General features: G+C 58.1%; 31 protein-coding genes and 1 tRNA gene. 15 read left to right on the forward strand and 17 right to left on the reverse strand.

Going from position 1 to position 25,869, the window contains the following annotated elements; all coding sequences use genetic code 11:
- Positions 1-51: 51 nt before the first annotated feature.
- Complete coding sequence (gene thiL, locus DXY37_RS06630; protein WP_115125898.1) at positions 52-1,053, reverse strand: thiamine-phosphate kinase; 1,002 nt, start codon at positions 1,051-1,053, stop codon at positions 52-54.
- A 5-nt stretch (positions 1,054-1,058) separates the two neighbouring features.
- Entirely contained in the window at positions 1,059-2,177 is a 1,119-nt protein-coding gene (locus DXY37_RS06635) for a peptidylprolyl isomerase (RefSeq protein ID WP_371637943.1), read from the reverse strand.
- A gap of 32 nt (positions 2,178-2,209) precedes the next feature.
- Between DXY37_RS06635 and efp the strand changes: the two genes are divergently transcribed.
- Together efp and accB are read left to right on the forward strand one after the other, a co-directional pair.
- The gene (efp, locus tag DXY37_RS06640; protein WP_067093415.1) at positions 2,210-2,773 is read left to right on the forward strand and encodes an elongation factor P; all 564 of its coding nucleotides are present in this window, start codon (positions 2,210-2,212) and stop codon (positions 2,771-2,773) included.
- A gap of 2 nt (positions 2,774-2,775) precedes the next feature.
- Positions 2,776-3,261: an acetyl-CoA carboxylase biotin carboxyl carrier protein gene (gene accB, locus DXY37_RS06645; RefSeq protein ID WP_115125899.1), complete on the forward strand. Its 486-nt coding sequence runs from the start codon at positions 2,776-2,778 to the stop codon at positions 3,259-3,261.
- On the opposite strand, the gene pdxA is transcribed toward accB, so the two are convergent.
- A complete protein-coding gene (gene pdxA / locus DXY37_RS06650) occupies positions 3,248-4,282 on the reverse strand; it encodes a 4-hydroxythreonine-4-phosphate dehydrogenase PdxA (protein ID WP_115125900.1) in 1,035 nt (344 codons plus the stop codon). The genes accB and pdxA overlap by 14 nt on opposite strands.
- Here pdxA and DXY37_RS06655 point away from each other — a divergent pair.
- A complete protein-coding gene (locus DXY37_RS06655) occupies positions 4,281-4,472 on the forward strand; it encodes a 4-hydroxythreonine-4-phosphate dehydrogenase (protein WP_115125901.1) in 192 nt (63 codons plus the stop codon). The two genes, pdxA and DXY37_RS06655, sit on opposite strands and share 2 nt — an antisense overlap.
- Here the strand turns inward: DXY37_RS06655 and DXY37_RS06660 are convergent.
- The gene (locus DXY37_RS06660) at positions 4,438-5,364 is read right to left on the reverse strand and encodes an SDR family oxidoreductase (RefSeq protein WP_115125902.1); all 927 of its coding nucleotides are present in this window, start codon (positions 5,362-5,364) and stop codon (positions 4,438-4,440) included. The two genes, DXY37_RS06655 and DXY37_RS06660, sit on opposite strands and share 35 nt — an antisense overlap.
- Positions 5,365-5,394: 30 nt before the next feature.
- Between DXY37_RS06660 and DXY37_RS06665 the strand changes: the two genes are divergently transcribed.
- Positions 5,395-5,631 (forward strand): serine protease inhibitor, encoded by a 237-nt coding sequence (locus DXY37_RS06665; protein WP_231856355.1) that lies wholly within the window; start codon positions 5,395-5,397, stop codon positions 5,629-5,631.
- A gap of 22 nt (positions 5,632-5,653) precedes the next feature.
- On the opposite strand, the gene DXY37_RS06670 is transcribed toward DXY37_RS06665, so the two are convergent.
- Positions 5,654-6,085: an HNH endonuclease gene (locus DXY37_RS06670; RefSeq protein WP_115125903.1), complete on the reverse strand. Its 432-nt coding sequence runs from the start codon at positions 6,083-6,085 to the stop codon at positions 5,654-5,656.
- A 250-nt stretch (positions 6,086-6,335) separates the two neighbouring features.
- On the opposite strand from DXY37_RS06670, the gene DXY37_RS06675 reads away from it, so the two are divergent.
- Complete coding sequence (locus tag DXY37_RS06675; protein WP_115126025.1) at positions 6,336-7,844, forward strand: DEAD/DEAH box helicase; 1,509 nt, start codon at positions 6,336-6,338, stop codon at positions 7,842-7,844.
- Here the strand turns inward: DXY37_RS06675 and DXY37_RS06680 are convergent.
- The 3 genes from DXY37_RS06680 to DXY37_RS06690 all read right to left on the reverse strand — a co-directional run bounded on the left by DXY37_RS06680 (position 7,799) and on the right by DXY37_RS06690 (position 9,279).
- Entirely contained in the window at positions 7,799-8,224 is a 426-nt protein-coding gene (locus DXY37_RS06680; RefSeq protein ID WP_244276925.1) for a hypothetical protein, read from the reverse strand. The genes DXY37_RS06675 and DXY37_RS06680 overlap by 46 nt on opposite strands.
- 5 nt (positions 8,225-8,229) lie before the next feature.
- Positions 8,230-8,646 (reverse strand): DUF6554 family protein, encoded by a 417-nt coding sequence (locus DXY37_RS06685; protein ID WP_115125904.1) that lies wholly within the window; start codon positions 8,644-8,646, stop codon positions 8,230-8,232.
- Between the two features lie 63 nt (positions 8,647-8,709).
- A complete protein-coding gene (locus tag DXY37_RS06690; RefSeq protein ID WP_115125905.1) occupies positions 8,710-9,279 on the reverse strand; it encodes an AbrB family transcriptional regulator in 570 nt (189 codons plus the stop codon).
- Positions 9,280-9,343: 64 nt separating this feature from the next.
- Here DXY37_RS06690 and DXY37_RS06695 point away from each other — a divergent pair, with 64 nt between their 5' ends.
- The gene (locus tag DXY37_RS06695) at positions 9,344-9,661 is read left to right on the forward strand and encodes a chemotaxis protein (RefSeq protein WP_115125906.1); all 318 of its coding nucleotides are present in this window, start codon (positions 9,344-9,346) and stop codon (positions 9,659-9,661) included.
- A 38-nt stretch (positions 9,662-9,699) separates the two neighbouring features.
- Positions 9,700-9,945: a hypothetical protein gene (locus DXY37_RS06700; protein WP_115125907.1), complete on the forward strand. Its 246-nt coding sequence runs from the start codon at positions 9,700-9,702 to the stop codon at positions 9,943-9,945.
- 414 nt (positions 9,946-10,359) lie between these two features.
- On the opposite strand, the gene DXY37_RS06710 is transcribed toward DXY37_RS06700, so the two are convergent.
- Both DXY37_RS06710 and DXY37_RS06715 read right to left on the reverse strand, forming a co-directional pair.
- Positions 10,360-10,431 (reverse strand) — tRNA-Gly (locus DXY37_RS06710).
- 52 nt (positions 10,432-10,483) lie between these two features.
- Entirely contained in the window at positions 10,484-11,635 is a 1,152-nt protein-coding gene (locus DXY37_RS06715; protein WP_115126028.1) for an alanine--glyoxylate aminotransferase family protein, read from the reverse strand.
- A gap of 53 nt (positions 11,636-11,688) precedes the next feature.
- Between DXY37_RS06715 and cbiD the strand changes: the two genes are divergently transcribed.
- The 5 genes from cbiD (at position 11,689) to mrdA (ending at position 17,476) form a co-directional block, all read left to right on the forward strand.
- Entirely contained in the window at positions 11,689-12,861 is a 1,173-nt protein-coding gene (cbiD, locus tag DXY37_RS06720) for a cobalt-precorrin-5B (C(1))-methyltransferase CbiD (RefSeq protein ID WP_115125908.1), read from the forward strand.
- A gap of 50 nt (positions 12,862-12,911) precedes the next feature.
- Positions 12,912-14,498 (forward strand): glutamine-hydrolyzing GMP synthase, encoded by a 1,587-nt coding sequence (guaA, locus tag DXY37_RS06725; protein ID WP_115125909.1) that lies wholly within the window; start codon positions 12,912-12,914, stop codon positions 14,496-14,498.
- Between the two features lie 156 nt (positions 14,499-14,654).
- Positions 14,655-15,266: a hypothetical protein gene (locus tag DXY37_RS06730; RefSeq protein WP_115126029.1), complete on the forward strand. Its 612-nt coding sequence runs from the start codon at positions 14,655-14,657 to the stop codon at positions 15,264-15,266.
- 18 nt (positions 15,267-15,284) lie between these two features.
- Entirely contained in the window at positions 15,285-15,665 is a 381-nt protein-coding gene (locus DXY37_RS06735; protein WP_115125910.1) for a hypothetical protein, read from the forward strand.
- A gap of 5 nt (positions 15,666-15,670) precedes the next feature.
- Entirely contained in the window at positions 15,671-17,476 is a 1,806-nt protein-coding gene (mrdA, locus tag DXY37_RS06740; RefSeq protein WP_115125911.1) for a penicillin-binding protein 2, read from the forward strand.
- A 1-nt stretch (position 17,477) separates the two neighbouring features.
- On the opposite strand, the gene DXY37_RS06745 is transcribed toward mrdA, so the two are convergent.
- The 4 genes from DXY37_RS06745 to DXY37_RS06760 all read right to left on the reverse strand — a co-directional run bounded on the left by DXY37_RS06745 (position 17,478) and on the right by DXY37_RS06760 (position 20,959).
- On the reverse strand, positions 17,478-18,626 hold the full coding sequence (locus DXY37_RS06745; protein WP_115125912.1) for a glycosyltransferase family 1 protein: 1,149 nt from the start codon (positions 18,624-18,626) through the stop codon (positions 17,478-17,480).
- 13 nt (positions 18,627-18,639) lie between these two features.
- Positions 18,640-19,836, reverse strand: coding sequence for an NAD-dependent epimerase/dehydratase family protein (locus tag DXY37_RS06750; RefSeq protein WP_115126030.1), 1,197 nt, complete (start codon positions 19,834-19,836; stop codon positions 18,640-18,642).
- A 58-nt stretch (positions 19,837-19,894) separates the two neighbouring features.
- Complete coding sequence (gene psb34 / locus DXY37_RS06755) at positions 19,895-20,062, reverse strand: photosystem II assembly protein Psb34 (protein WP_067093401.1); 168 nt, start codon at positions 20,060-20,062, stop codon at positions 19,895-19,897.
- A gap of 87 nt (positions 20,063-20,149) precedes the next feature.
- On the reverse strand, positions 20,150-20,959 hold the full coding sequence (locus tag DXY37_RS06760; RefSeq protein WP_115125913.1) for a thiazole synthase: 810 nt from the start codon (positions 20,957-20,959) through the stop codon (positions 20,150-20,152).
- 91 nt (positions 20,960-21,050) lie between these two features.
- Here DXY37_RS06760 and DXY37_RS06765 point away from each other — a divergent pair, with 91 nt between their 5' ends.
- Entirely contained in the window at positions 21,051-21,572 is a 522-nt protein-coding gene (locus DXY37_RS06765) for a hypothetical protein (protein ID WP_170951807.1), read from the forward strand.
- On the opposite strand, the gene DXY37_RS06770 is transcribed toward DXY37_RS06765, so the two are convergent.
- The 3 genes from DXY37_RS06770 to rpmI all read right to left on the reverse strand — a co-directional run bounded on the left by DXY37_RS06770 (position 21,540) and on the right by rpmI (position 22,774).
- On the reverse strand, positions 21,540-22,130 hold the full coding sequence (locus tag DXY37_RS06770; RefSeq protein WP_115125915.1) for a hypothetical protein: 591 nt from the start codon (positions 22,128-22,130) through the stop codon (positions 21,540-21,542). The genes DXY37_RS06765 and DXY37_RS06770 overlap by 33 nt on opposite strands.
- A 34-nt stretch (positions 22,131-22,164) precedes the next feature.
- On the reverse strand, positions 22,165-22,512 hold the full coding sequence (gene rplT, locus DXY37_RS06775; protein ID WP_067093397.1) for a 50S ribosomal protein L20: 348 nt from the start codon (positions 22,510-22,512) through the stop codon (positions 22,165-22,167).
- 64 nt (positions 22,513-22,576) lie between these two features.
- Complete coding sequence (gene rpmI / locus DXY37_RS06780) at positions 22,577-22,774, reverse strand: 50S ribosomal protein L35 (protein ID WP_066908876.1); 198 nt, start codon at positions 22,772-22,774, stop codon at positions 22,577-22,579.
- Between the two features lie 106 nt (positions 22,775-22,880).
- Between rpmI and DXY37_RS06785 the strand changes: the two genes are divergently transcribed.
- Both DXY37_RS06785 and DXY37_RS06790 read left to right on the forward strand, forming a co-directional pair.
- The gene (locus tag DXY37_RS06785; RefSeq protein ID WP_115126031.1) at positions 22,881-24,485 is read left to right on the forward strand and encodes a SpoIID/LytB domain-containing protein; all 1,605 of its coding nucleotides are present in this window, start codon (positions 22,881-22,883) and stop codon (positions 24,483-24,485) included.
- 8 nt (positions 24,486-24,493) lie between these two features.
- The gene (locus tag DXY37_RS06790; RefSeq protein ID WP_115125916.1) at positions 24,494-25,864 is read left to right on the forward strand and encodes a glycosyltransferase family 2 protein; all 1,371 of its coding nucleotides are present in this window, start codon (positions 24,494-24,496) and stop codon (positions 25,862-25,864) included.
- Positions 25,865-25,869 lie beyond the last annotated feature (5 nt).

Raw genomic sequence — 25,869 nt, forward strand, 5'->3', positions numbered from 1 at the left:
CAGGATTTGAGCTGTTTTTCAATCCCTCCCGCTGGGAGGGATTTTTTTTGGTCACGTTTCATTCAGAGCAGAGCCGAAGTGATCAAACTCTGCAGCGGTGACAGGACGTCTGGTCTCACTCCAGACGATCTGATTGCTCCCCGCGGTGATGCAGCCGATCCGCCGGCTGTCCGGTTGATGTTCAAGCCAGCGTTGGGCCCAGAGGGCTGGGAGACTCAGCACCAATTCGAAATCCTCGCCACCGTTCAGGCACCATTGATCCCAGAGCTCGCCAGCGGGCCAGCCTTCCGCTCGCGGAAGCCAGTCATGGGTGAGTTGAGCTCCGCAGTCACTGCTGTTGCAAAGAGCCTGCACCGCCGCCAGGAGACCGTCACTGCTATCCGTGCCGGCGGCTCTCCAGGGCAAGTTTTCAGGCTTGTTCTCGATCAGGGTGGTTAAGGCATCCAGCCTGGGTCTGGGGCGGCGATGTTGGCTGATGGCCTGGTGTTGAAGGGCTTCCATTAGTGCACTGGTGCCATTCAGAGTCGGATCACCTTGAAGCAGTGCTAGCCCTAAACGGCTTAGTCCATGGTGCCCGCTGGTGACGAGCCAATCGCCTGGACAAGCATCACCACGATGCAGGCGTAAAGGCCCGAGTCGACCGAGTGCGGTGACCGAGATCAGTTTTTCTGTGCCTGCGGAGCAGTCTCCTCCCAGCAGGATCCCTCCATAGCAGTTGAGCGCTTCGCTGATACCGCGGTACAGATCCTCAACCCAGCTCCATGGAGTGCTTCCAGGTGCCACCAGAGCCACTGTGATCCCATCCACAGCAACGGCGCCGCTGGCTGCCAGATCCGACAGGTTGGTTGCCACGGCCCGCCAGCCCACATCCGCTGGACTTGTGGTGCGGTCACTGAAGTGAATGCCATCCACAAGTACGTCGGTGTTCACAAGCAGCTGCCGGGTGTCGGCGGCCAAGGTGCACGTGTCATCAGCCAGCTGGCCAGGAGGAGCGAAGCGAGCTAGCCGCCTGAGCAGCTCCGCTTCACCCAGCCCAGCCAGTGTGACCGTCACGGAGCTCAGGCGTGCTGCTGGAGTCGATCGGCCCCTTCGACTACTTTGATCCGTTTGATTTCATCGTTGACGCCCAGTTCCTCGAGCACATCGAATCCGTCAACGACATAACCGAAGGCTGCATTGCGCCCATCCACCAGATTCAGCCCTGCTGGTGTCAGCTCTGCTTCGTAGAGAAACAGAAAGAACTGGGATGAGCCGTCATCCAGGGCCTGATCGGAGTGTGCCCAACCCAGCGTTCCCAGGGTGGCAAAGGGAAGCACCGGAGTGGCTTTGAACATGCCGACGTCTTCGAAGGTTTGGTTGTAAAGAGTTTCCGTCTCATCGGGAACACGGATTTCCAAGGGCACGTGGCGTTCCTGCTTGGTTTTTGGATCCACATAGCCAATGTCAGGTCCTTTGGGATCTCCGCTCTGCAGGATGTAGAAATCTTCCGCACGGTTGAAGGGCAGGCCGTCATAGAAGCCCTTCAGGCTGAGATCAATGAATGCACCCGCAGTCAGCGGTGCGTTGTAACCATCCACCACAGCCGTCAGATCGCCCTCAGTGGTTTCGATGACCACGGTGGCTCGGCCTGCCAGCCGTGGCAGGTCGTCGAATTCCGACGGGATGTCAGGCAGCCGATCATCAATCAGCAGTGATTCCAGATCACCGATCTGGCTGAGGGTCTTGCGTCGTGACTGGATAAACCCGGCTTTGTCTTTGTTTTCAATGCGTTCCTGCAGAACGTTTAGGTCATCGGCCACTGCATCAAGGATCTGGTCGGCTTTGGATTGATCATCGCTGGGCATCGCGGCGATGATCGCCTCCCTTCTTTTGCTCAGCAGGGATTGCGTGCGTTTGAGACCGCGTCCGAGAGCACTCCAGCGCTTGGCACGCAAGTCATCACTGGTGCCTTCAAGTTGATGTTGAAGATCGCGCAGGTCCTGCTGATTCATGGGCAACGAATCACGCAGGATCGCTGCTGGATCCTGCACTGCGTTTCCCTGGGGGAGTCCCGCCAAGGCGGGTGGGGTCCAGGCCAGGCCAACCATGATCAGCAGGCTGATAAGCCATGCGCTAAAGCGTTGAAATCCCAACCGAATCGCCAAGGAGAACCCCAGGTGCTGAAAGGACTTTGGCACAGCCGTATGATCCCCTGAACAGTTCGGCGGGAATGATCTCCAGCAACGACTTTCGCACCGGCACCACGATCGAGCTCGACGGTGCCGTTTGGCGCGTGGTCGAGTTCCTGCACGTGAAGCCTGGCAAAGGGTCGGCCTTCGTTCGCACCAAGCTCAAGGCGGTTCAGACCGGGAGCGTTGTCGACAAAACCTTCCGTGCCGGAGAGATGCTTCCTCAGGCTGTTCTGGAGAAAGCCACTCTCCAGCACACCTATATGGAGGGTGAGGACTATGTCTTTATGGACATGTCGAGCTATGAGGAAACTCGCCTCACCGCTCAGCAGATCGGTGACAGCCGCAAGTACCTCAAGGAGGGCATGGAAGTGAGTGTGGTCTCGTGGAACGAGAAGCCCCTCGAAGTGGAGTTGCCCAACTCCGTTGTGCTGGAGATCGCCCAGACCGATCCTGGTGTGAAAGGTGATACTGCCACCGGTGGAACCAAGCCTGCGATCCTTGAAACTGGTGCTCAGGTGATGGTTCCTCTGTTTCTCTCGATAGGCGAGAAGATCAAGGTGGACACGCGCAATGATTCCTATCTTGGTCGGGAGAGCAGCTGACTATGCAACTCGATCACGATCAGCTGCACAAGCTTTTGGATGCCCTTGGTGAAAGCGATATCCAGGAGTTCCGCCTTGAAGGCGACGACTTCCGTCTGGAAGTTCGTCGCAACTTGCCGGTTACAGCCGTGGCTGCCCAGGCGGTCCCTATCGCTCAGGTTCCAGCACCGGTGCCAGTAGTTGATGTTCCCGCCCAGGGAGAATCAGCTTCAGCGGCTCCACCGGCTGCGGCGGGTTCCCGTTCTGACCTGGTCGATGTCACAGCACCAATGGTCGGCACCTTCTATACCGCTCCTGCCCCAGGTGAAGCTCCCTTCGTGGAGATCGGTAATCGGATCAATGCCGGTCAGACAATCTGCATTCTTGAAGCCATGAAGCTCATGAACGAGCTGGAGGCGGAGGTCGCAGGTGAAGTGGTTGAAATCCTTGTGGATAACGGCACCCCGGTGGAATTCGGTCAGGTGCTGATGCGCGTCAAGCCCGGCTGAGTTCCCAGGCCGCCTGGATGGCGGCCAGCATGCTTGTTCCTCTTGCCACTCCTTGTCCGGCGATGTCGAAGCCGGTGCCGTGGTCGGGGGAGGTTCGTAGAAAAGACAAGCCCAGAGTGGTGTTCACGGCCTGATCGAAGGCCAGCAACTTCACCGGAATCAGGCCCTGATCGTGATACAAGGCCAGGATTCCATCAGGTCCGACCTGACCAGCACTGTTGCTCCATGCTTCAGCAGCACTCAACCAGCACGTGTCTGGAGGGAGGGGGCCTCTCAGTTGCACGCAAGGATGCTTGCTTGCCCAGCGCTCCAGTAGCGGGTTCAGCCACTGCTGCTCTTCACCTCCCAGTTGTCCTTGCTCTCCGGCATGCGGGTTGAGGCCGGCCACCAGCAATTGAGGAGCGGGATTGAAACGCAGGCAGAACCCTGCGAGTTCATCGAGCTTGCGTTCAACCAGATCCGCCGTGAGAACCTCTGGTACTTGTCCAAGCGGGATGTGTGTGGTGGCCAGCAAGGTGTTCAGCCTCCATCCGGTTGCCGGTGAGACAGCCGTGAACAGCATCGAGGCAGTGTTGCGTCCATCCAGTTCCGCAAGACGTTCGGTCTGTCCGGGATAGCGATGTCCGGCTTGATGCCAGGCATGTTTCGCGATCGGTGCGGTCACCAGTGCCCGTGCTTGTTGCTGTTGGACCAGCTCCACAGCTCTGCTCAGCCATTGGAAACCTGCCTCTCCACTTGTTGGTCCTGCGTCGCCGGGTTCGAGAGGCCCTCCGGGCACGGGTAAATCCTCAATGCTCAATGCATCTGGATCTGCGATGGGATCCTGTGAATGCACTCTGAGCTGGTCAGCGGTCTTTTGCAGGCTGGCCTTGCAGCCAACAAGCAGAGGCATCGGCATGTCCGCTGGCCGCCTGGGATCAGCCAGGGCTTTCAGCGTGACTTCCATGCCGATCCCAGCAGGATCACCGAGTGCGATTACGAGGCGCTGCTTAGCGTCATGGCATTCGATGGATGGGGTCATGCTGCGTTGGCTGGTGATCGGCCTGTTGCTCTACGGCCTGGGAACGGCGTTTCGGGAGGGATGGCTGGAAGTTCAGTGGAGTCGCTTGCTGCATGATGCAGGTCTGACCTTTATTGATCCTGATCAGCCCTTGAAGCTGGATCAGGTTCCTCTGCTTAGCCCGAAGAGCTCTGAGTCGGATTCCCCATGAGTCTTTCTGCTTCCAGACAGTGGGCAAGCCCACTGCGGAAGTTGGGATGAACCATGGTGTAGCCAAGTGTCTTGCAGAGAAGATCGTTGCTCACTCTGCGGTTTTCGGCCCAGAAACTTCGGGCCATGGCGCTCATGTCAGCTTCAGCATCCGTGTAATTGCGAGTCTCTGGCAGGTCGCAGTCCAAAAGGTCTGCGGCATGGCGCTGCATCACATGACTGGGAGCGGGCTCATGATCACAGAGGTTCACAACGGGAGGGTGCTGTCCTGCAGCAGAGCAGTGCATTAAGTGCAGGCAGGCCGCGGCGATGTCATCGACATGCACCCGGCAGAACACCTGGCCCGGCTTATGGACAGGCTTCAGGCTGCCGGCCTTCACAGCCGCGAGGGGTGAGCGACCTGGTCCGTAGATCCCTGGTAACCGCAGAATCTGCACTGGCAGACCACTGTTCATCCACTCCTGTTCACAGACCAGGCGTCTGCGGCTGCGGTCCTGACCGGGTTGTGGTGGATCCGCTTCGCTCACCCAGGCCCCCTCTGTGTTGCCATAGACGCCTGTGGTCGACAGATAGCCCGCCCAACGAAGCGGCAGTTGCCTGAGCTGAGGCCCCAGTGTCCGCAACACAGGGTCGTTCTGATCCCGCCCAGGTGGAATCGTGCTCAGTAGATGGGTCACGCCATCCAGCTCAGCGTCGGTTGGTATCAGGTTTTGGGCAGTGTCAAAACGTAGATCTCTGCTCTCGGGATCGGGGTTTCTGCTCGTGGTGAGCACCCTGATGTTCAGGGCCTCAGCCAGTGCAGCCAGCCGGCGTCCACTGAAGCCGGCCCCAAGGATGCACAACGTGGATCCAGCGGGCAGCGATCGGCAACGGTTGACAAGTGATTCCGTCATGAGTACAAACGTATCAGTGGCAATGCAGCCGTGACCAGTTCCTGTCTTCCCCTGATGTCGTCTCAGTCATCCATGCTGCCTCGAAGTGCTGGCAATCGCAGCATGGTCGTGGAAACTGGCGAGAGCACTGCTCTGCGTCGCTTGGCGGCAACCGTCTTCGCCTCGGTGTTGGTGAGTGCAGCCTTTGTGCTGGCACCCGAGCAGCCTGAACAGCAGGCTTCAATTTGTCAGCAGCATCATTCAGCAGAAGCTTGCAGAGTTTGGTGATGCAGGATCGGGTTCAGTCGTTTCAGGCAGCCTCGAGGCCCCAGTTCTGATGACTCTGGTGATTGAGTGAAGCATCAGGTGCCATTGATGCGTGAGAGGTTTGATTCAATTCGGGTTGAGCCCACTGCAGAAGTCTCAGGGCAAGCCGCAAATCTCCATCCATCCAGGCACGGATCGCCATGGCTCGTCGCGGATCGTAAAAGCGTTGGCGTCGATACCAATCAAAAACTTCAGAATCAGATTTATGCCCATTGCATGAGAGACAGGCTGGAACGCAGTTTTCGGTGGTGCTTAAACCGCCCTTGGCTCTTGGAAGAATATGATCAATCGATTCAGATTGTTTTCCGCAGTAAATACAGCTTTTACCGGTGTAAGTATGTAGTGATTGACGCCATCTTCGGACTCGCAGTTTGGGGCATAGATCTTCAAGGAAAACCGCGTCCCTGTTATGCATCCGAATGGTTCGGTTGAAAGAATTCTGGCGCTTTCGCTGGGTTCGTCAATGTGTTCTTCGCTGCATTTTTGGCACTTTTTGAAGTGTGATTTTTGAGCTTCAAGCCCCTTGCTGGGAGCACAAGAAGCAATACAATTGCATTTGCTGAAATGTCGTTACGGCATCATCAACGTCCTGCTGCAGCCTTGGGCTGACCCCTTCAGGACTGGTGAGGGTCACCTATCCCTTTGATGCCGTCACCCATGCGCAGATGGGCCGGATCAGGCCTCGGGGACTCTGGAAAGGTTCGCAGCATGGCTGGGAATTTCCACTGGCCGCAGCCGAGTACCTACTCGACCGTTTGGGTTCACGTTTTCGGGTTGAAGACGATCTGTTGCGTTGGCTGGACTGGCATCGTCATCCACTGCCACCGCTTCCTCGTCACCGGGAGCTGATGGCTCGTGCCGACCTGGATCAGCCCCTAGCGGATGGCCGTGTACCGCTGCCACATCAACGGTCGGGTGCTCGTTGGTTGCTGGCACGTCGCGGAGCCTTGCTGGCTGATGAGATGGGTCTTGGAAAGACGCTCACGTCGCTATTGGCAGCTCGTGCACTGATGCGTGCCGTACCTCTGCGCTTGATGGTGATCGCTCCTGTGGGACTTCATCCGCACTGGCAGCGCGAAGTTGAGTCTCTCGATCTCGAGTGCACACTGCACAGTTGGGCCCGGTTGCCGGCTGACCTTCCGGAAGCCGGAACACTTCTGGTGGTTGATGAAGCTCATTTCGCCCAGTCGCTTCAGGCTCAGCGAACCCAGGCCATGTTGCGCTTGGCTCGCCATCCGCGCCTGCGGGCGGTGTGGATGCTCACGGGCACACCCATCCGCAATGGTCGACCGATTCAGTTTTTTCCGCTACTGGCGGCCATGGATCATCCACTGGCTCGTGATCAGCGTTCCTTTGAGGAGATCTTTTGCCAAGGACACTGGACTGAGCAGGGTGGTCGGCGACGCTGGCGTGCCAATGGTGCAAGTCGTCTGGAGGAATTGCGCCGCCTCACCCGACCATTGGTTTTGCATCGACGCAAGCAGCAGGTGCTGGGTCTGCCCGCCAAGCAGCGCCGCTGCCATGGCATTGCACTGGCTGCTGATCAGGCGTTGGGATTCGATCACCGCCTGCGTCTTGTGGTGGAGGACTATCGCCGACGCGTGCAGCTCGGCGAAGTGCGTTCGGATGCTGAATCACTGGCCGTGCTCACCTCCCTGCGCATGATTGCGGCCGAATTCAAGCTCCCCGCTGCTCAGGCGCTTGTGGAGCAGTTGCGTGCTGATGGTCAGGCGATCGTGCTGTTCAGCTCCTTCGTGTCACCGCTGCAGCTTCTGCAGGAGCGGCTGGGTGGTGTTCTGTTAACCGGTCGGCAAAAACCGGAACAGCGACAGGCTGCAGTCGATCATTTTCAGGCTGGTGGGACCGACCTGCTTTTGGCGACCTATGGATGCGGAGGGTTGGGATTCACACTGCATCGGGCACGTCAGGTTGTGCTTCTGGAGCGGCCCTGGACCCCGGGCGATGTTGACCAGGCGGAGGATCGTTGCCACCGCATCGGCATGGATGGTGGGCTGACCAGCCATTGGCTTCAGCTTGGTTTGGCCGATCAACTTGTGGATGGTCTGGTGGCGAGCAAAGCTGACAAGATCGAGTTGCTGCTGGGTCCGCGTCGCATCAGTGTGAATCGTCAGCCGTTGCCGGCGATGGTGGCCCGATGTTTGCAGGATTGCTGACGGACCTCCAGCTCGTGCTTGAGCAGAGGGTCTTTGGATTTGTTCCGGCTATTCAGCAGGGAGATGGCCTGGCTCACATCAGCGCAAGCCTCATCATCACGCCCCATCAATGTTTGGATCAATGACCTGTCGGTCAGTGGCAATGGATTGTCAGGGTGATTTGCCACAACCGCATTGCACTGCCCTAGGGCTTTGTCCAGTCGCTCCAGATTGATGTTTTCAAGGCAGCTGGATGCTTTCACCTGTGGATCTGGTGACGCAGCTTGAGGACTCTCGGAGTTCTTGCAGGCCTGGATGGTGAGCAGCAGACCACCAATCAGGAGAACCGACTGCGGCCATGTGGACCGCCAATCGGCTCGCGCAGGCTTATGCAATGACAAGGGTTTCAGTAGCTGTACCGATCATCAGCATCCCAGTCCGTTGAAGCTTCACTGGTAAAACCACTGCTCGTGATTGTGCTCTCACTGGAGGTGCTTGAGGACTTCTTGGAGGTTTTGCCTCCAAACAGATCGCCAAGATATTGGCCGCAATCCGGATAGCTGCCGGGTTCCTCCACCACGGTTTCGGTGATCATGACGGCCGCATGCTTCGGAGATGTCTTGAACACTCCACGGCTCTGACGCTTGATCAAGGCATAGGAGGCTTCGAAGCTCACAGAGTGATCATTGCCCTTGCTGCGCATGAAGCAATAAATCTCAGCCCCTTTTTTGGAGTCGGTGCTGGCTGCCTCAACAGGAGCAGCTACAAGCAGCATCCCCGCCATAGGCAGCAGGACGGCAAGGCGGGTGCGGAGGCTGGCCATTGATGGACAGGGAAGGCGATCTGCGTCAACGTATCGGCTCCCGTTTGACTGTCCAGAGGGGAATCAGGAATTACCTAGTCCCAGAGGGGTGAGCAGTTTCACCACCAGTGGTAGGACCAGAAGCACGGTGATCAGTCGTACGGCATGCAGTGCCGCAACAGCGGCGCCAACTCCGTAATCCTCTCCGACCAGGCTCATACCACTGATTCCACCGGGCGCTGCTCCCAGCAGGGTGATGAGCGGGTCGACACCAAGCAGACGACTGGTCCACAGACCAATCACTAGACCTGTCATCACCAGCGTGAGAGTGATCAGGACCGCAGGCTTCCAGAGTTGTTGCAGCTGCTCAAGAGAGGTTCGCGTCAGTCCGGTGCCGATCACAGTCCCGATTCCGATTTGAAGAGCGGTGCGTGTACCGGGCGGCCATGCGGCAACTTCAACGCGTCCGCTCATGCTCACGACTGCAGCACCGATCAGTGCGCCCGCAAGCGGTGCTGCGGGAATTCCAGTTTTCATGGCGAGCAGTCCCATGCCAGTGCCGGCCAGGGCATACACCAGCAGGGTCATCAGAGAAGGCATGGCACCCGCAGGCAGCAGATCTCTCAGTTTGAAGGCAGAGCGGGATGGCCTCATTGCACTGCTCTTGAGAGTTGGCCACCCATGTGTTGTCATCAGGCCAACACTCGCCTGTCTTCGGATGACTCAGTCTGTGTCCTTCCGCATCACCCGTACGGCGGAAGATGTCGCCCAGATGCTCAACGCCTTGTCGCAGCGCTTGGTGAAGCTTGAACAGAGGCTCGAGAGTCTGGAGCTGCAGGTCCGTCAGCAGCGCAGCGAGGCAGAAACCATGCCTGCTGAAGAACGGCAGCGCCTCGATGACGTGGACCAACTGCTGCTTGATTGCCAGGAGTTGCTCAACAGCACTCAGCTGAGTTCGGATGCGGCTTCCGACTCTGCAGGAGCGTTGTCTCAGCCTTCTATGAGTGAGTCCGAATACGAGGCTGAAGCTGCATAAAGCTGGTCACAGGTGGCAAAATAAAAAGAAAGCCGACCATGGCATCCACCACCTTTTCAACCTCTGGTCCTCGCAATACCGGCAACAGCCGTTGTTCCCACGCTCCAGGTTCACCCGGATTGTCGTCTGCGAATTGCAGCGGTTTCTTTGAAGGTGGTCATCAACTTGAAAAGCTGGAATTCGCTTTAGCTGTAGCCATTACCAGAGGTGATCGATCAAGGTCTGATCAGTTGCGTGCTCAGATCGCGGATCTGGGCGGCAATATCGAAGAACCAGGCACTTGAGTTGTGATTGCTCCTGTCGACAGGAAACGGGCTTGAGACGCAAGAAGCCCGGGGTCAAATATTTGGACTCTTCGCTTTTTTGTGAATTGATATTTTCCGCGACCATTTGATATTATTCATGCAATTATTGCATTGTCGCTTTGACGACGTTGTTGAAATCTGCTGTACCTCTTCAATCCGTGGAGCCTGATCGCGAACAACTGCTCATCCGAGCACGCCAATGGTTTGATCAAGCGCGCGCTCAGGCAAGCGAAGGAAATACTGTTGGGTCAGCCCAACTGATCTTGAGGGCTCTCAATCATGAACGCAGGGCCGGTAGTGTTGGCCCACAGGTTATTCAACTGATTAAACCAAGAGCTTCAACTTCCAATTGGGGTAGTCGCAGTTAGAAGATTATTGTTTATCAATTTATAAAGCGGGTGACCGGATTTGAACCGGCGACGTTCAGCTTGGGAAGCTGACATTCTACCGCTGAATTACACCCGCACTCAAATATTCTATCTCATGTTGGAAACTTCTCAATAGTCATTCTGGCTTTTCACTGACTCAAAATCTCTGAGGCTGCACTTAACCCAGCACCCATCGAGCCCTTGTGCAGACCGAGTGATTGCAAAACTGATTCGATTGCTGCCACTGCCGTTAGCACGTCTCTGTCACAGACAAATCCAAGATGTCCGATCCGGAAGACTTTGCCCTTGAGATGATCCTGACCGCCTGCGAGCAGGATGTCGTAGCGGTCTTTAACAGCCTTGCGTAGCTGTTCCGCATCAATGCCATGCGGTGCTACAGCCGTGATGGCAGGACTGCCATACCCTTCCTCGGCGAACAGTGGCAGACCGATCGCCTTCATGGCTGCATGGGAAGCTGCCCGATGCCTGGAATGGCGAGCAAAAATTGCCTCCAAGCCTTCGGTTTGCATCATCCCCAGCGCTGCTTCCAGTGCGAAGTAGAGATTCACTGCCGGAGTGAAGGGGTTGCTGTTCTTGGCGGCTGTTTTCCGATAAGGGCCAAGGTCCAGGTAGAACTTCGGAAGATCGGAGCGTTCATAGGCCTTCCAAGCTCGATCGCTCATGGCAACGAAGCTCAGGCCGGGGGGCATCATGTACCCCTTTTGGGAACCTGAGGCCACGACGTCAAGGCCCCAGGCATCCATTGGTACGTTCGCGGCTCCAAGGCTTGTGACGCAGTCCGCAATGGTGAGAGCCATGCCGTGGGTTTTGACATGGCCACTAATGGTCTCAAGGTCATTGATCACTCCGGTGGAGGTTTCGGAGTGGGTGAGGATCACTGCCTTGATTGATTTGGTCGTGTCGGCTTCCAGTGCGCTGCGAAAGGTGTCTGGATTGAGTGGTTGACCCCACTCGGCTTTGATGACTTCCACATCCAGGCCGTAGGCCCGCGCCACTTTCACCCAGCGTTCGCCGAACTTGCCGTTGTCACCACAGAGCACCTTGTCTCCGCGGCTGAGTGTGTTGATGATTCCCGCCTCCATGGCGGCGGTACCGCTACCGGTGATGACCAGCACATCACTGTTGGTTTGATGCAGCCAGCGCAGCTGTGTATTGGTGCGTTCCACCACGGCTTGGAATTCGCCGCTTCGATGGCCGATCGGGTGGCGTCCCATGGCCTTGAGCACTGTTTCGGGCACCGGGGTGGGTCCCGGGATCATCAGGGTGAGCTTGTCCTGCACGGGCTCGATGGGTGCCAATCGTCCATCCTAAAAAATGATCTGCAGGATTTCCCATCGCCACAACGTTTGCCGATTCAGGATCCGGGCTGACCCTGCCTGTTTGGGTGGCGGCTGCGGCGCGAGCTGCGGCGCTTGTTCTTGCTGGATCCGCAGCGCCCACGAGCGTTGATCTCAGGATTCCTGCTGAACAGGGGCTGCGTCGTGTGGAGCTGCATGCGGCTTCGCTGCTGGATGGTGGTGACAAGGCACTGGCGATCAGCATCTGCGATCCCGGTGCTGGATTGGATCTCACCCGCGGCCTGGAGATCTGGGTGCTTGTGAGCCTTCGCTCCCCTGGGGAGGGATTGCAGATCCACGCCGGCGAGGGCGTTGGTCGGCTGGAGCAAGAACGGTCAATGTGTATTTCAGGTTTCGCCCGTGAGTTGCTTGAGCTCAATCTCAGCGATCTGTTGCCAGTTTTGGGTGGCCTGGATGTTGAGGTGGTGTTTCCCCGCGGACGGGAGTTGGCATTGCGCACCAGCAATTCAGCTTTCGGTGTGGTTGATGGTCTCGCATTGATTGGCACGCAGGCTGAGGTGCAGACCAGCGCTTCCCCTGATCAGTTGCAATTGGCTCGTGAGCGGTTGCGTGAGCTCACTGATCAGAACGGTTTCGCAGGTCGGTTGACGCTTGTCATTGGTGAAAACGGTTTGGATCTGGCTGAGCAGTTGGGACTGTCTGATCAGCAGCCGCTACTGAAGTCAGGAAACTGGATCGGCCCCTTGTTGGTTGCTGCTGCTGAATCCGGAGTGCGGCAGCTGCTCTTGCTCGGATATCACGGAAAACTGATCAAATTGGCGGGAGGGATCTTTCACACCCATCACCACCTCGCTGATGCACGTCTTGAAGTGTTGGCTGCTCTGGCCGTGCAGCAGGGCCTCGATCTGGAATCCATTCGCGCCCTGCTTCAAACCGCTTCGATGGAACAGGCCTGGTGTTGGTTGCAAGCCCATGATCTGGAGCAGGCTATGGGTCTCTGGATGGCCGTGGCTGAGGCGGTTGAAGGCAGGAGTGAGGCTTATCTGAAGCGCTATGGCTGCACCGGCATGCGAGTTGGTGCAGCCTTGTTCAATCGGTATCGTCAGCTGCGTTGGGCAGGGCCTGAAGGTCTACTGATGCTTCGGCATTGCGGCGTTCAACTGCATCCTTTGGCTGCTGATTCAGGTCAAGGCCCTTCTCTACGCTGATTCATTGGCGGCCGATTTCGCGGCCTACCGTTCCACGGCTTTCGTGCGAGATGTCCCAGGTTCCGATTGAAGGTCCGCGTCAGCCGGCCATCGTCATTCTTGATTTCGGCTCCCAGTACTCCGAACTGATTGCCCGCCGGGTGCGAGAGACCGAGGTGTTCTCCGTGGTGCTGGGCTACAGCACATCCGTTGAAGAGCTGCGTCAAATCGCGCCAAAGGGGATCATCCTCAGCGGTGGCCCAAGCTCGGTGTACGCCGACGGTGCTCCCCTCTGTGATCCACAGATCTGGTCGATGGGGATTCCTGTTCTCGGCGTTTGTTACGGCATGCAGCTGATGGTGCAGCAGTTGGGCGGTCGTGTGGTGGCAGCCACCGGTAAAGCGGAATATGGCAAAGCACCGCTTGAAGTGGACGATCCCACGGACTTACTCACCAATGTGGATAACGGCTCCACGATGTGGATGAGTCATGGGGATTCGGTGGAGGCGCTGCCGGAGGGATTCGTGCGTCTTGCCCATACGGCCAATACACCTGAGGCGGCCGTTGCCAATCATGATCGCCAGTTGTATGGCGTGCAGTTCCATCCCGAGGTGGTCCATTCCACCTGCGGCATGGCGATGATTCGTAATTTCGTTTACCACATTTGCGGTTGCGAGCCTGATTGGACGACAGCAACGTTCATTGAGGAAGCTGTTAGGCAGATCCGCAATCAGGTGGGTGACAAGAGGGTGTTGCTCGCTCTCTCAGGTGGCGTGGATTCATCAACCTTGGCCTTTTTGCTCAAGAAGGCCATTGGTGATCAGCTCACCTGCATGTTCATTGATCAGGGCTTCATGCGGAAGGGTGAGCCTGAGTTCCTGATGGACTTCTTCGACCGCAAGTTCAATATTCACGTTGAGTACATCAAGGCTCGGCAACGATTCCTGACCAAGCTCAAGGACGTCACGGACCCCGAGCAGAAACGCAAGATCATCGGCACCGAATTCATCCGTGTGTTTGAAGAGGAGAGTCGTCGCCTCGGTCCTTTTGATTACCTGGCCCAGGGCACGCTGTATCCCGATGTGATCGAGAGTGCAGGAACCAACGTTGACCCCAAGACCGGGGAGCGAGTTGCCGTGAAGATCAAGAGCCACCACAACGTGGGTGGCCTTCCCAAGGATCTTCAGTTCAAGTTGGTGGAACCGCTGCGCAAGCTGTTCAAAGACGAAGTGCGCAAAGTGGGTCGCTCACTTGGACTTCCTGAGGAGATAGTGCGTCGTCATCCCTTCCCTGGTCCGGGTCTGGCCATTCGCATTCTTGGTGAAGTCACAGCTGAGAAGCTCGACTGCCTCCGTGATGCTGACCTGATCGTGCGTGAAGAGGTGAAGGAGGCTGGTCTGTATCACGACATCTGGCAGGCCTTCGCTGTTCTGTTACCTGTGCGATCGGTGGGGGTGATGGGTGACAAGCGCACCTATGCCTGGCCGATTGTGCTCCGATGCGTGTCCAGTGAAGACGGTATGACCGCTGACTGGTCGCGCTTGCCCTACGACCTGATGGAGACCATTTCCAATCGCATTGTCAATGAGGTGAAAGGTGTGAACCGTGTGGTGCTGGATATCACCAGCAAGCCTCCGGGCACCATCGAGTGGGAATAGCTCAGGCTTTGAAATCCAGCACTGGCTGGTTCATGGCTGAGTTAGTTGCTTTTTTGCTAGTCCAAGTTGGCCCTCGACGGGAGTGTCAAGGAGTGCCTTCAGGGGGCTGGTAGGCCGTTGCCAGCACCGATAACCTTGGCCCCCGGCTTCAAGGATGTGACCGCTGCCCAACAGCAGGACCAGCAACTGCAGCGACGTCTCCAGCAGGACAGCATCCAGCTTGCTGGCAAGACCATTTACATCAATCCGTTTCTCTACTGGCGGCGCTTCGACAGCAACACCGATCGCTGGTTGCGCGAGCCTGGACAGTTGAATGAGGATCAGATCCAGCAGAATCGCGGCCGTTTCTATCCAGAGTTGGAGTGGGCTCTGCTGGATCCCTCCGATCAGGAGATCAAGGATGGCGCGGTGGAGATGTTCCTGAAAAGTCTGGAACTGATCGGAACGTTTCATCCCGAGCTCACGTCAGGCCAGCTGCTTGAGGTCGAGCGCAAGATGGCGATCACCAAGAAGCGCTCCTTCGAGCGCTGGGTGGAGAAGTCGTACCGAAGGCGGGTACGACTTCAAAGCCGGGAGAAGCGTCGGTTTGCCCGGGATCGCTTCTGGCGTGGCTGGTCTGAGTGGATTGCCCTCGAGACCACGCATCATGCTTTGGTTCCGATCGTGGCGATTGTCGTGCTGTCCGGTGTGATCGGCTGGTCATTGGGGTCCTCTCGTTCAGCCTGTCCGACACTTGTTCTCCCTTCGGAGCAGACTGGACTTCGTTGAATCATTAGGCCCGCCTCTATGGCCGATAGCCAACCACTTGATTCGCTGCGCCTTGCGCTGATGCAGGAGGTTCTACCGATGGGTCTGGCGTTTGTCGATCGCGTCCGCACGGATGGCCCCGCCAAGGCCGTTGAGTCGGTCGCCAGAGGGGATGATCCCCTTGGCGATCTGCGAGAGCAGGGTGAAGTCGCGGCTCGGGAGGTTCGTGAACGCTTGGATCAGATCAGCCCCGGGCTGGGAAATCCTGTGATGTCTGTCCAGGTGGAGGTGGATGAGCCTGTGGCGCTGCAAGACAGTCTCGATTCGGATCACAGTGACGCGTCGCAGTTGCAGGACGTTCTGGCACGGATTGATGGGCGTCTGCAGCGGTTGGATGCGCTGGTGAACAAGGTGAGTTGACTGGGATGGCGGGTCCTGGTTTCTCGCAACGGGATGGTCAGCGTCAGAGCGGTTTGCGTCAGCAGCCACTGGTGCTTTTGGCGCTCGTTCTGCTGGTGAGTGCGGCGATGGTCTCCCGCCTGGTGTGGCTTCAGGTGCTTGAGGGGTCCCGCTACCGCGAACTGGCTGATGAGAATCGCATTCGCCTTGTTCCTCGTTCACCGACACGAGGACGGCTGCTGGATCGCAAAGGGCGGGTGTTGGCCTCCAGCAAATTGACCTACTCCCTTTATGTCGAGCCTCGCTTGGTGGACGAAGCCAGCTGGCCAGACCTGCGCGATCGTCTGGCCAGCTTGCTGAGTCTTGATGCGGCCGTTCTGGATCAGCGCCGCGGCAGCGGACAGGCACGGGACGGTTATCGCATCAATCTGGCTACCGATCTGAAACCTGAGCAGGTTCTGCGTTTCCGTGAACAGTCGAAGGGGTTGAAGGGGGCCCAGGTGGATGTGGACATCCTGCGCTTCTACCCTCACGGCACCCTGGCGGCTCATGCCCTGGGCTATACCCAGCCCATCACGGAGCAGGAATACAAGACTCTCGCCGACAAGGGATACAAAATCCGAGATCGCATCGGGCGCATCGGCGTGGAGGCAGCTTACGAAACCCATCTTCGCGGTGCCTGGGGTGGGCAGATGCTCGAAGTGAATGCCATGGGCGAGGTGCAGCGTCATCTTGGCGATCGGCCTTCGGTTGCCGGCAAGGACCTCAAGCTCACGCTGGATCTGGATCTACAGAGGGCAGCGGAGCAGGCTTTGGCCGACAAGCCTGGTGGTGCGATCGTCGCGATGGATCCCAGCAATGGCGCCCTTCTTGCTCTGGCCAGCAAGCCCACATTCGATCCCAATTTCTTCTCCAAGCTCGTCACCACCCAGAAGGAGTACGACGCACTGTTTTCCAATCCGAAAAAGCCTTTGCTCAGCCGGTCTATGAATGCTTATGACCCCGGCAGCACCTGGAAGGCTGTGACGGCGATGGCCGGCATGGAGTCCGGCAAGTTTCCTGCTGATACGCAACTCAACACCACCGCCTGCATCACTTACGGAGGTCATTGCTTTCCTGATCACAACGGTGCCGGCTTTGGACGTATCGGCTATGCCGATGCTTTGCGTTTCTCCAGCAACACCTTTTTCTACCAAGTAGGTGTTGGCTCAGGATCCCTTGCGTTGAAGAAAGCGGCGGATGCGCTGGGCTTTCAACAGAAGACCGGCATCGAGATCGGTTGGGAGGAAAGTGTGGGGCTCGTGGGTGATGAAGACTGGGCGGCGGCCGGTCGTGGCTGGGCTGACCCCGGAACGACCCCCTGGATTCCGGAAGACATGGCCAGTGCTTCCATCGGGCAGTCGGTGGTTCAGATCACGCCTCTCCAGTTGGCCAGGGCCTATTCCGTGTTCGCCAATGGTGGCTGGCTGGTCACCCCCCATCTGGCAGATCAGGGGCTCGACTGGACTGACCCTGCTCGGCGCACAAAAGTCGATATCAAACCATCCACGCTCAACAAGATCCGCGAGGGTCTGCGCAAGGTGGTGTCTGATGGCACCGGTTATGGATTGAACGGTCCTGGGATTCCACCGGCCGGAGGCAAGACAGGAACTGCAGAAGACAGCACCGGCGGACCGGACCATGCCTGGTTCGCCACGTACGCGCCTTATCCAGAGGGGAAGATCGTGATCGTGGCCTTTGCCCAGAACACACCTGGCGGCGGATCAGTGCATGCCCTGCCGATGGCTAAAAAGGTAATGGAGGTCTGGAACCGCACCCGCGGCAAACAATGATTCAGGCGGCAGCGCTCAGTTGCTGCTTCTGGAGAACGTTGCGGTAGTAGCCGCGCAATTGTTCCGTTGCACCTGCCCAGCCCCAGCGTTCTGCTTCTTCTCTGGCGGCTCTGCGCAGTGACTGGCGTTCGATGTCATTGCCGAGCAGGCGACGCGTGGCTGTGATCAGGCTGGAAGCACCTCCATCGTTGCCTTCGGGTTCATAGAGACAGCCATTCACGCCGTCGGTGATGATGTCGGGAATGCCGCCGCGGTTGGCTCCAACCACCGGGCAACCGGCTGCCATTGCTTCCAGCAGCACCAGTCCGAGAGTTTCAGTGCTGGAGGGGAAGAGGAAAGCATCACCGCATGCATAGGCGCTTGCCAGCTCTTCACCGGCTAGGTAGCCCACAAATGTGGTGGCCGTGCCTTCAAAATGTTTTTCCAGTTGCTGGCGGTGAGGTCCGTCTCCGACCAGCGCCAGACGAGTATCGGGTAGAGCTTCCAGCACAGGTTTGATCCGCTCGATCTGCTTCTCGGCGGAGAGCCGGCCCACGTAGAGCAGCAGAGCACCGCGGTCGTCTTGATCGCCCATCAAGCGTTGGCGCATTGCATTGCTGCGCAGCTCAGGACTGAACAGTTCGGTGTCCACCCCTCGCTGCCAGAGATCCGTGTGCTGGATCCCCTTGTCACTCAGCTCCTGAACCATGGCGGTGGAGGTGCACAGATTCAGAAGGGCCTGGTTGTGGGCAGCTTTCAGCAGTTCCCACAGCAATGGCTCGAGCATGCCCATGCCGTAGTGCTCGAGGTACTTGGGCAGATGGGTGTGATAGCTGGCAACCAGCGGGATTGATTTGGTCTTGGCGAGCCAGATGCCCCCGAGCCCCAGCACCGCTGGATTCACAACATGAATGAGGTCTGGCGCGAAGCTGTCGATCGCTTCGGAGACAGCTGGTCGTGGCAGAGCCAGCTTCAGCTCCGGATAGAGCGGGAGAGGCATGGCGGGCACACCGATCAGGCGGGCACCCATGTACTCCTCCGGACAGCCTTCTGGACAGAACACCATCACCTCATCGCCGGCGTCCACCAGATGCTTCACCGTTTTGGTGAGGCGGGTGACGATGCCGTCGACCTTGGGCAGGAAGGTTTCGGTGAAGAAGGCGATTTTCAAGGGAAGGGCCTGATCAGGAGGCGGAGCCGATGGCTTGGGCCTGGGTTTTCGTCCAGGCAGAGGTGCAGAGGATGCGGTTGCGATCGCAGCGATCGGCGTAACGGGTGGCGATTTCCACCACTTCCTTCAACAGGCCGTCATCGAGTGTGGTGGGGTTGAGCCCGAGCTCAATGAAACAACGGTTGTCAACGATCAGATCGTTTTCAACGGCTTCGTTGCGGGGATTGGGCAGGTTGTTCACCTTGGCTCCAGTGAGGGCTGCAACTTTCTTGGCCAGTTCACCCACCTGGTGGCTTTCGGTCATCTGGTTGAAGATCTTGACCCGTTCGCCTTGTTCTGGAGGGTTATCAAGGGCCAGCTGGACGCAGCGCACGGAGTCGCGGATGTGAATGAAAGCGCGTGTCTGGCCCCCAGTGCCGTGCACGGTCAGTGGATAGCCAATGGCCGCCTGCATCAGGAAGCGATTGAGCACCGTTCCGTAGTCGCCGTCGTAATCAAAACGATTGGTCAGCCGTGGGTCGCGATCGGTTGCGTCTGTGTTTGTGCCCCAGACGATGCCCTGATGCAGGTCGGTGATGCGGACTTTGTCGTTCTTGTTGTAATAGAGGAAGAGCAGCTGATCCAGCGTCTTGGTCATGTGATAGACGCTGCCAGGGCTTGCCGGGTGGAGGATTTCCTCCTCGAAGCGACTGCCATCCGGCTGGGGGACTTCCACTTTCAGGTAGCCCTCAGGGATAGTGGCGCCTCTGTGGGAGCCGTATCCGTAGACGCCCATGGTTCCTAGGTGGACCACATGAATGTCTTGGCCGGATTCCACGATGGCGGCCAATAGGTTGTGGGTTCCGTTGACGTTGTTGTCGACCGTGTAGCGCTTGGTCGCGCTGCTTTTCATCGAATAGGGAGCTGCGCGCTGTTCAGCGAAGTGCACGACCGCCTCAGGCTTTTCCTGGTTGAGCAGATCAACCAGGCGCTCGTACTCGTGGGCGATATCCATGTGCACGAAGCGCATGGGCTTGCCGCCGGTCTCTTCCCAGGCTTTGAGGCGATCACCGATGTTGGCAATCGGTGTGAGCGATTCAACCTCCAAGTCGATGTCAATCTTGCGGCGACTCAGGTTGTCCACGATCACAACATCGTGGCCCTGATCCGCCAAATTCACGGCGCAGGGCCAGCCGCAGAAGCCGTCACCACCGAGAACGAGAACTTTCACCCCAAACTCCTGCTGAAGCGTGCGAGCCGCCAATGAGGTGCAAGCTACTACAGGGTTTTCAGCTGATCGCCACGGTTAGGGCCATCAGTGCCACCACCAGCACTGAGCCGCTGATGATCAACGCTCTGGAGGCACTGCTGCGGCTGGTTTCCTTGGCCATGACCTCCATGCGGGGCTCCTTGGCAAAGGCATTCAGACGTCCACCGTCTTCGGTTGTGACCTGCATGGGTCCGTTGTGACTGGACGGACCTTATGAGTGCAATTGCTTAATGACCTCATTTATGTCGCTTGCTTCATGTCACTTCACTAGTCTTTACTTGACCAGTCCGGTGGTCGGAGAGCTGGCACTGGCTTGTTCGAGTTTTGGCAGTCGGCCAGAAAGGTAAGCAGTGCGGCCCGCTTGAACCGCCTGACCCATCGCTTCAGCCATCGCCGCAGGATTGCCCGCTAGGGCAATGGCGCTGTTGACCAAGACGGCATCGGCGCCCATTTCCAGAGCGGCGGCGGCTTCACTGGGGACCCCGATCCCGGCATCCACCACGACTGGAACACCGGCGTTCTCGATGATGAGTGCGATGTTTGATGCGTTGCGCAGCCCCTGCCCGGATCCGATCGGTGAACCCAGGGGCATCACTGTTGCGCAGCCCACCTCTTCAAGCCGTTGGGCGAGCAGCGGATCGGCATTGATGTAGGGCAGCACTGTGAATCCCTCCTTCACAAGCTGTTCAGCAGCCTCAAGAGTTCCGAAGGGATCCGGCAAAAGGTGCCGGCTGTCGGGAATCACCTCCAGCTTCACGAACGTGTTGTCTTCCTGGCCTGCCAGCTTGGCCAGCTCGCGGCCCAGCCTGGCCACACGCACGGCTTCATCCGCGTTGGCACAGCCAGCGGTGTTAGGCAGCATCCAGATGCGTTTCCAGTCGATGGCATCCATCAGGCCGGCGTGGCCGGCTGCCACTGTCTGCACACGCCTTACGGCCACGGTCACCATGTCGCAATCGGAGCGAACGAGGCTTTGCTGCATCGCTTCCAGATTCGGATACTTGCCCGTGCCGGTGAACAGCCTGCTGTTGAACTGCCGACCACCGATCAGAAGTGGGTCGGTGTTGGACGGGGTCGAAGCCATTGAATGAGCTGCGGACTAGTGGGGAACCGGATCGGAAGTCGAACAGGCCACGGTTGAGGGACCTACCCTGCGGCCATCATCCGTTCTTGTCATGCCCATCACTATGGACATGAACGCGCCGATTGAGATTCCGGCGACGTTCGAACCGTCACTACCTCTCGATGCCTCCGCCTTGACGGAGCCACTTGATCTTGAAGGTTCGGTTCAGCGTTTTGATCCGATTGCCAGGGCCGCCAATATCGCTATGTCGATGCCGAGAGAATGGTGCGGCAGTTACATGTCGTTCTCAAGTGGCAACAGCGTGGATGTGAAACTCACCTTTGCGAGTGTTCAGCCCATCGGCCAGATGGTTGATCTGAGAGGAAACATGCAGATCGGCGAGATCAGCACGCTGGTGCAGGGCAATCTCAATGCATCGTCGGATCAGTTGGATTTGTTGCCGCTTGCCAGCCAGCTCACGGACGACCTCGAGCCTGGTGGCAGTTACCTCGCTCTTCAGGGAATGTCCCTTTCGAGCTGGCAGGCTCCACGGCTTACCAATCGCGGCGGCAGCCTGAGCTTGGCTCCAAGCTGTCCTGGTTCAGAAGCCCCTGCTGTCAGAGCTCTCTGGTGAGCTCTTCTGCGATTCGATGAAGGAGCTGGTTGTTTGGCCTCTTGCTGCGCGTTCCAATCGTTTGAGTCGGTTTTTTGCCGTTTTGTTCGACGGCTCAAGTGCCAGCACTTTGCGGTAAAGGTCTGCTGCTTCCTCCCTGTTGAGCAAACGCTCCTGAGCAAACGCGAGATTGTTCAGGGCCACTGGATAGTCCTGCTTGGCCTGCAGGGCAAATTTGTAATGCCTTACAGCTCCTGAAAAATCCTTCTGAGCAGCCAGGGAAAATCCCAATGCGTTCTGGATCAGAGCCCGAGCTTCCTGAGGTTCATTGTTCAGGCGTTTCACGGCCTGACGCAATGTTGCTGTGGCCTTCGGATAAAGACGTTTGCGTAATTGGACGGAGGCGAGCTCATACAAATCTCCAGCATCCTTGGAGGACCCAGCTTCGGATTGCTCAAGACGAATGAGCTCTAATTCATCACGGCGAACTCGTAGAAGCTGCCGACCTGAAATGACGGCCGCAATAGCAAGCAAGCCAATCAGCCCAAGCAGGTAGGTCTGCGGCAGGAAGGAATTCATGAAGGCTGGTTGAGCTCCCGTAAAGGGACGCTATTCAACCCTGAGTTGCATTCACCACACTGGCGAAGCTGGAGGGGTCCACCACGGCCATTTGTGCCAGCATTTTGCGGTTGATGCGCACATCAGCTTTTTTGAGACCACCGATCAAACGGCTATAGCTCACACCGTTCATGCGAGCTGCTGCATTGATCCTGGCAATCCACAGACGGCGGAAGTCGCGCTTGCGCCGGCGCCGATCGCGGTAGGCGTTGCACAGAGCCTTCATGACCCGCTGATTGGCGGTGCGGAAGAGGGTTCCGTTACTGCCTTGGAAGCCACGAGCCAGACGGAGAATCTTGTTGCGACGCTTACGGGCGACGTTGCCTCTTTTAACGCGTGCCATGGGTCTTGAGAAAGGGAATTAAAGGAAGATGTGATCAGCTACTGCTTGCAAAGCAGTCCGTGTCTCAGGCGTAGGGCATCATCAGGGCCACACGCTCTTCGTCGGTGCGATCAACGACAGCTTTCGTTTTCAGGTGCCGTTTCAATTTCGGGCTTTTGTGATCCAGCAGATGGTTGTGAAACGCCCGGCGTCTCAGGAATTTGCCAGTGCCTGTTGCTTTGAACCGCTTGGCGGCTGCTTTGCGGGTCTTGAGCTTGGGCATTTCTCTGGCAGTGCGCGGCACAAACAACAAACATAGAACCTCAACCTGCCTTCAGCCAAACCCTTTGTTCAGGTTCATGCTCAGATCAGCTGTCCAGCCCGCTGTGATGCCCCGTTCCGCTCCAGTCGCAGTTTTCAAGCTTCTCCCCTGGATTTGGCTTCCGGTTTGGGCGGGCCTGGGTTGTCAGGCCCAGGTCATCGAGCAGCCTTCGCCTCCTTCTGAAGCTCAAGATGAGGCTGTTGTGGTGCCGACTCATCGAAGCGTGCCATTGCCGCCCTCGGCCAGGAACTCCGTTCTCTGGGTGTCACTCGATGATCATCTTGGTGCAGGAACTCGGTCCGATCGATCGGCTGCTCAATTGACGTTGATCAGCGCGGGAGCTGCTCCACTACGACTGCTGGATCAAGCCGGAAAGCTTGTGTCGTCGGTTGACCGGCTGCGCTTCAGCTGGCGACGCGTCGCTCTCCTGGAACCTCTCGATGTGGCCCGACGTGTGGCCGGACCCTTTGCGAGTTTCGAGTCAGCCGAGCAAATCGCTCAGCGATGGCGTGGTCAGGGGGTGGAGGCGCAGGTGGCTCATCCAGGCGAATGGGAGGTTTGGGCTCCCGCTGATGCGCTTGATCTTGCAGGTGTGTCTCTGCGTGAGGTCAGTCAGCGCATCAGCAGTGTTGTGATGCCCGTGCTCGAGGGGCCCGAGGGAGGACGCACCCTGCAGGGGCCTCTGCAAGTGCAAGCTCCTGATGGCATGCGTTGGAACGGTGGTGTTCTGCGCGGACCGTTTCGTCTGCAGGCGGACGCCTATGGCAGCTGGACGTTGCTGGAGCAGCTTCCGCTTGAGCGTTATCTCGAGGGGGTGGTGCCCCATGAGATCGGAGCAGGATCCCCAGCGGCTGCTTTGCAGGCTCAGGCTGTGCTGGCTCGCACATGGGCTTTGGCCAATAGCCATCGTTTTGCTCTGGATGGATATCACCTCTGCAGTGACACCCAATGCCAGGTGTACAGCGATCCACGGCTGGCAAGTCCAGCCGTTCGACAGGCCATCCGTGCCACGTCCGGGGAGGTCTTGTTGTGGGATGGCCAGCCGATTCATGCGGTGTATCACGCGACCAATGGCGGTGTGAGTGCTTACGCCCAGGAGGCCTGGAACATGGAGCCACTTCCCTACGTGCAAGTTCAAGCGGATGGTGCGGCCGCTTGGGGTCAGTCGATCTCCCTGCCTCTGCGCAGCAACCAGGACGTTCAGGCTCTGTTGAACAACGGGGGTGGTGCCTATGGAGCAGGTCATCCCCGTTTTCGATGGAGCCGTGTTTACACCGCAGGACAGCTAGCCCAGGCCCTGGCCGCTGCAGACCAGGGAGATACTGTCCCGACATCGATGAGCGTGCAGAAGCGCGGGCCCAGCGGAAGGGTTCTCGCCCTTGAGATTGATCGGGATCGTGGAGCCAAACCCGTGGTCTTGGAATTGGATGCCATCCGGCGCACCCTTCGCCGTTTGCCCAGCACGTTGTTCGTTGTTGACGCTGAAGGGGCGGGGGTCTGGCGCTTCCAAGGCGGAGGATTTGGCCATGGAGTGGGGCTGTCTCAGGCAGGTGCGATCGATCTGGCCGATCGCGGTTGGAGTGCTCAGCGAATCCTGCAGCACTATTACCCCGGAACCCACCTGGGGCCATTCACAGCTCCTGCTGGGTCCGCTCCTGCTAAGGCCCCTTAAAGTTCTCCATGTTTCGTCGTGGTGGGAGGGCTGTGGCCGCAGGGACTGGAGATCACCGCCGCGGCAAGACGGTCTTCTTCCTGGCGGCCTGTGGCTGGGCCGGCGCGGCGCCCCATTGGCTGGATCCATCCCGGAGTCTGATTCCTGCCTTCACTCTGGCGATGGTGCTCGGGGGCTATGCCCTGCGCACTTTGATGCGAGGCCCTGATCAGCAGAGCACGCAGAGCGAGGGCAGCGATCCGGATGATTCCCCGTCCTTCTCGGCGGCCATGTCAGCGGAGCTCTTCCCAACGGTGGATGTCGTGGTTGCTGCCCGTGATGAGGAAGCGGTGGTCACTCGCCTGGTGGAGCGCCTCAGTGCCTTGCGCTATCCCGATGGACGTCTGAGTTTGTGTGTGGTTGATGACGGCAGCGAAGACCGCACTCCCGACCGTCTCGCAGAGCTTCAGGTTCGTTTCCCTTCATTGCGGGTGATCAGCCGGCCTAGGAATGCCGGCGGAGGAAAGTCGGGTGCTCTCAATGCCGCTCTGGCTCAAACCGAGGGTGAATGGCTGCTGATTCTTGATGCGGATGCCCAGCTGAGTGCGGATCAGCTGGAACGGTTGATGCCCTTCGCAACCAGCGGTGATTGGTCCGCCGTTCAGATGCGCAAAGCGGTAACGAATGCAAGCAGCAACTGGTTAACCCGTGTTCAGGCCATGGAGATGGCCTTTGATGCCCAGCTTCAGGATGGACGGCTTGCCGGTGGTGGAGTGGCTGAACTGCGCGGCAATGGTGAGCTGTTGCGTCGGGATCTGCTGGAAGCCTGCGGTGGTTTCAATGAGGACACCGTCACTGACGATCTGGATCTGAGTTTTCGTTTGATGCTTCACGGAGCTCGGATTGGCATCCTCTGGGATCCACCGGTGCAGGAGGAGGCCGTTGAGTCGCTTCAGGCACTCTGGAAGCAGCGCCAGCGTTGGGCAGAAGGAGGCTTGCAACGCTTTCTCGACTACTGGCCGGGCTTAATTTCTTCGCGTCTGACCTCTGCCCAGCGAAGGGATATGGCATGTTTCTTCTTGCTTCAGTACGCCCTTCCTGTGGTCTCCTGGGCGGATCTGTTCACGAGTGTGATTAGCCGCACCACGCCGGCTTATTGGCCTCTGTCGATCGTGGCCTTCAGCGTGTCCGGGGTTGCCTATTGGCGTGGCTGTCGACGCCCCAGCGAAGGGCCCGATTTGCCCTCGCCGGGTCTTTTCAATCTTCTGCTTGGCATCGCCTATCTCAGTCACTGGTTCCTTGTGATCCCCTGGGTCACCCTGCGCATGGCGTTTCTTCCTAAACGACTTGTCTGGGCCAAAACCACGCACAGCGGACAAGAGGAGACAATTCAGGCTTAAGAATT

This window comes from Synechococcus sp. GEYO, assembly GCF_900473955.1.
GTDB lineage: Bacteria > Cyanobacteriota > Cyanobacteriia > PCC-6307 > Cyanobiaceae > Synechococcus_C.

Coding starts and splice junctions, on each gene's coding strand:
- DXY37_RS06685 (WP_115125904.1), bottom strand. CDS start 8,646: ATGGCCAGCCTCCGCACCCGCCTTGCCGTCCTGCTGCCTATGGCGGGG.
- DXY37_RS06700 (WP_115125907.1), top strand. CDS start 9,700: ATGGCATCCACCACCTTTTCAACCTCTGGTCCTCGCAATACCGGCAAC.
- DXY37_RS06760 (WP_115125913.1), bottom strand. CDS start 20,959: ATGGCTTCGACCCCGTCCAACACCGACCCACTTCTGATCGGTGGTCGG.
- rplT (WP_067093397.1), bottom strand. CDS start 22,512: ATGGCACGCGTTAAAAGAGGCAACGTCGCCCGTAAGCGTCGCAACAAG.
- rpmI (WP_066908876.1), bottom strand. CDS start 22,774: ATGCCCAAGCTCAAGACCCGCAAAGCAGCCGCCAAGCGGTTCAAAGCA.
- DXY37_RS06770 (WP_115125915.1), bottom strand. CDS start 22,130: ATGAATTCCTTCCTGCCGCAGACCTACCTGCTTGGGCTGATTGGCTTG.
- DXY37_RS06655 (WP_115125901.1), top strand. CDS start 4,281: ATGCTGCGTTGGCTGGTGATCGGCCTGTTGCTCTACGGCCTGGGAACG.
- DXY37_RS06695 (WP_115125906.1), top strand. CDS start 9,344: ATGACTCAGTCTGTGTCCTTCCGCATCACCCGTACGGCGGAAGATGTC.
- DXY37_RS06660 (WP_115125902.1), bottom strand. CDS start 5,364: ATGACGGAATCACTTGTCAACCGTTGCCGATCGCTGCCCGCTGGATCC.
- mrdA (WP_115125911.1), top strand. CDS start 15,671: ATGGCGGGTCCTGGTTTCTCGCAACGGGATGGTCAGCGTCAGAGCGGT.
- DXY37_RS06765 (WP_170951807.1), top strand. CDS start 21,051: ATGCCCATCACTATGGACATGAACGCGCCGATTGAGATTCCGGCGACG.
- psb34 (WP_067093401.1), bottom strand. CDS start 20,062: ATGCAGGTCACAACCGAAGACGGTGGACGTCTGAATGCCTTTGCCAAG.
- efp (WP_067093415.1), top strand. CDS start 2,210: ATGATCTCCAGCAACGACTTTCGCACCGGCACCACGATCGAGCTCGAC.
- DXY37_RS06790 (WP_115125916.1), top strand. CDS start 24,494: ATGTTTCGTCGTGGTGGGAGGGCTGTGGCCGCAGGGACTGGAGATCAC.
- pdxA (WP_115125900.1), bottom strand. CDS start 4,282: ATGACCCCATCCATCGAATGCCATGACGCTAAGCAGCGCCTCGTAATC.
- DXY37_RS06690 (WP_115125905.1), bottom strand. CDS start 9,279: ATGAGGCCATCCCGCTCTGCCTTCAAACTGAGAGATCTGCTGCCTGCG.
- DXY37_RS06675 (WP_115126025.1), top strand. CDS start 6,336: ATGGGCCGGATCAGGCCTCGGGGACTCTGGAAAGGTTCGCAGCATGGC.
- DXY37_RS06785 (WP_115126031.1), top strand. CDS start 22,881: ATGCCCCGTTCCGCTCCAGTCGCAGTTTTCAAGCTTCTCCCCTGGATT.
- accB (WP_115125899.1), top strand. CDS start 2,776: ATGCAACTCGATCACGATCAGCTGCACAAGCTTTTGGATGCCCTTGGT.
- DXY37_RS06670 (WP_115125903.1), bottom strand. CDS start 6,085: ATGCATAACAGGGACGCGGTTTTCCTTGAAGATCTATGCCCCAAACTG.
- DXY37_RS06735 (WP_115125910.1), top strand. CDS start 15,285: ATGGCCGATAGCCAACCACTTGATTCGCTGCGCCTTGCGCTGATGCAG.
- guaA (WP_115125909.1), top strand. CDS start 12,912: ATGTCCCAGGTTCCGATTGAAGGTCCGCGTCAGCCGGCCATCGTCATT.